This is a genomic window from Streptomyces aurantiacus, assembly GCF_001418335.1.
GTDB lineage: Bacteria > Actinomycetota > Actinomycetes > Streptomycetales > Streptomycetaceae > Streptomyces > Streptomyces aurantiacus.
Map to the genome: position 1 here is coordinate 1,205 of NZ_LIPP01000523.1, position 2,980 is coordinate 4,184.

Below are 2,980 nucleotides of genomic sequence, written 5' to 3' on the forward strand. Positions count from 1 at the left end.
GGCGAATCCGGCGGGCGCGACTCCTGCGGCGACGGCGAAACTGCAGGTCTCCGCCGACTGCTACACCAGCGGAGGAAAGCTGTACTGCGGCAACTACGCGAACGCGGCAATCTATGAGCACCGCAGTTTCGACTCACCCATCGTCGACTTCGTCCGAACGACGTTCAGCGTCTTCAGCTGCTGGGGGCATGGGGAAGCGCACTCGGGAGGCAATGACATCTGGTATTGGACCAACGGTGACTACAACGGCAGGTGGGGGAACATGCCCGCCTCGGAGGTGNNCGGGGGGCCGGCACCCGACCGCTCGAAGGGCGGCGCACGAGGCGGCCCATGTCGAAGGCGGCAGCTGCCCGGGACCCGGACGGTCAGGCCGAGGGCGCCTGCGGGGTGGCGGTACCGGCTTCGCCGACCTTCCGGGTGACAGCCGTGACGACGAGGTCGAGCGCGTACTCGAACTCGTCGTCATGGCTGAACCGGGCCAGGTGCGGGGCGACTTCGACAAGGACGGGCAGTCCTGACGCCTCAAGGTCGTGTTGCCGCCTCGCCGTGGCCTCGGGGCCCACCACCCCGAACGTCGGACCCGCGGAGACCTCGCGCAGCAGCGTCCCGACGACCGAGGCCAGCAGAGTCCTGAGCAGGTGCACCGCCTCCTCGGGCCCGCAGCCGGCGGCGCGCAGCACCGAAAGGACCGTGGCGACAGGCCGCAGACCGGCCGCGGACGAGAGCTGCCGGGTCAGTACGAGCGCTCCGGCGCGAGGGTGCGCGAGCGTCGCGGCGCGGAACGTTCTCCCGATGGCGCGCAGGTCCGAGTCGAGAGACCCCGTCGGTTCCGGGAGCGCCACTGTGACGAGGATGTGCTCGGCGACGGCGTCGAGGAGGTGGTCCTTGCCGTCGACGTAGTTGTAGAGGCTCTTCGCGTCGACGCCCAGACGTCGGGCCACGGTGCGCATGCTGACGCCCTCGACACCCTCCTCGTCGATCACGGAGATCGCGGTCTCGATGACGACGTCCCTGGTCAGCGTGGAGGCACCCTTCCGGGGCCGGCCGCGCCGGGGCGGCGGTCGGCGCGGGCCGTACGAGTCGTCACCGTTCCATCATGCCCCATCCTTGCGATAACCCACGGCGTGGACTATAAACGTGTTGCAGAATACCCACGACGTGGACTTAAGCAGTGGAGACCGGCATGCAGCTCTTCCCGTGGAACACGACGAACGTGGTCGACCTGCCCGGTGTCGGCACTCCGGTCGACTCGCTCACCGACCCGAGCCGCGTGCCCGGCGGTCCCGGAGCGCGACTGGCCGCCGTCCGTGTCGAGGGGGCGAGGTTCAAGCGCGAGTTCGCGACGACGGGTACGCCCGACAGCGTCACGACCTGCGATCTGGTCACGCTGCCCTACCCGACGCGGTTCGGTCTCTTCCGGGCCTCGCGCGCCATCGCGCCGTTCCTGTCGATCACCAACCGCATGCTGGTCATCCGATGGCACGAGACCGACGGCCGGGCCCGGGTGCTGCTGTTCGAGCCCAGTGACGTCGAACTCGGCCAGTACACCCCGTACTTCGACAGGCTCGCCCAGCGGACACCTGCTGCCCTCACCCGCCTGATGCTGACCCGGCACACCACGGTCCCGGACCATCTCGCCGCGCTCGGCATCGCGCCGGAGCAGGTCGACTACNNGCCGGCCTTCCCGAACGCCAAGGTGATCGTGCAGCGTGACGAACTCGCCGGCATGGCCCAACTGCACCCGCTGCAAAGGCCCTGGTACCAGCCCGCCTCCTACCGTGATGTCCCACCCGAGGCGTTCCTGCCGATCGACGGTTCGGTGGTCATCGGCCCAGGTGTCGCCGTGGTGAAGACACCGGGGCATGTGTTCGGCAACCAGAGCCTGGTCCTCAACACCTCGACCGGCACATGGGTCAGCAGTGAGAACGCCATCGCGGCCGAATGCCTGACGCCGGAACACTCGAAGCTGCCGGGGCTGGCGAAGTGGAGCCGCGAGTGGCAGTACGAGGCCGTCCTCAACGCCAACACCATCGAGACCACGGCCGACCAGTACAACTCGGTCGTCCTGGAGAAGACGCTCGCCGATCCGAGCCAACAGGACCCGCGCTTCCTGCAGTTCTTCCCGTCCAGCGAACTGACCGGTGCCTGGACGAACCCCGGCACGAAACCGACGTTCAGCCACCGTGCCATCACCCACACGCGTTAGTGAGCCCCGACCATGAACAGCTCGTCCGCGAACCGTTTCGTACTGCCCGACGAGTCCGTGCTCCGCGCCCGGGAGACACTCGTCCTCGACCACTTCCGCGACGAGGTCGCCCAGGACTGGGACGCCACCCTGTCCACCTTCCCGCACCCGCATTACGAACTCATCGCGCTGATGAAGGTGCATGACGGCGACTCGGACGTGCGCGCGTACTACGACGACACACGCGTCGCCTTCCCCGACCAGCACCACGAGATCATCGCGCTGCGTCACAGCGTCGACGCCGTCATCGTCGAGTTCTGGCTGCTGGGCACCCACCTCGGTCCCCTCGGCAAGATCCCGCCGACCGGCGCCGGGCACCGCACGCGCATGAACGCGTACTTCGTCTTCGACGAGAACGAGAACCTCGTCACCGAACGCGTCTACTTCGACCAGCTGACCATCCTCAAGCAACTGCTCGCGGGCGTCGACCGACGCAAGCCGAGCAGCCTGCTCAAGCTGGCCCGCGTCCTCAAGGGAGTGCTGTCCATGGCAGGCAGCAAGCCCGATCCGCGACTCCTCGACACCACCCCGCCCGACTTCGTCAAGTGACCCGCCCCCGAATGTCCTCCAAACGCAGGAGACGTCACCATGGTCAGTGAGGCCCTCGGATGAAGGTCCACCACCTCAACTGCGGGACGATGCGGCTTCCGGGCGCCCCGCTCGTGTGCCACGTACTCGCGGTCGAGACCGGCAACGGGCTGGTACTCGTCGACTCCGGCTTCGGGACGAAGGACA

The 2,980-nt window shown here is 67.9% G+C and carries 3 protein-coding genes and 2 pseudogenes; 4 read left to right on the top strand and 1 reads right to left on the bottom strand.

Going from position 1 to position 2,980, the window contains the following annotated elements:
- Positions 1-280, top strand: a 280-nt coding sequence (locus AOK01_RS44545; protein WP_213862220.1) for a hypothetical protein, incomplete at both ends; no start/stop codon positions are given.
- An 85-nt stretch (positions 281-365) separates the two neighbouring features.
- On the opposite strand, the gene AOK01_RS39885 is transcribed toward AOK01_RS44545, so the two are convergent.
- Positions 366-1,019 carry a TetR/AcrR family transcriptional regulator C-terminal domain-containing protein gene (locus AOK01_RS39885; RefSeq protein WP_055520521.1) on the bottom strand — a complete coding sequence of 218 codons (654 nt, stop codon included), beginning with the start codon at positions 1,017-1,019 and terminating at the stop codon, positions 366-368.
- A 164-nt stretch (positions 1,020-1,183) separates the two neighbouring features.
- Between AOK01_RS39885 and AOK01_RS45990 the strand changes: the two are divergent.
- The 3 genes and pseudogenes from AOK01_RS45990 to AOK01_RS45995 all read left to right on the top strand — a co-directional run.
- A pseudogene (locus tag AOK01_RS45990) lies at positions 1,184-1,672 on the top strand (MBL fold metallo-hydrolase); the annotation flags it as partial.
- Positions 1,673-2,218: 546 nt separating this feature from the next.
- The gene (locus AOK01_RS39895) at positions 2,219-2,794 is read left to right on the top strand and encodes an ester cyclase (RefSeq protein ID WP_055520523.1); all 576 of its coding nucleotides are present in this window, start codon (positions 2,219-2,221) and stop codon (positions 2,792-2,794) included.
- A 59-nt stretch (positions 2,795-2,853) separates the two neighbouring features.
- Positions 2,854-2,980 (top strand): annotated as a pseudogene (locus AOK01_RS45995) (MBL fold metallo-hydrolase); the annotation flags it as partial.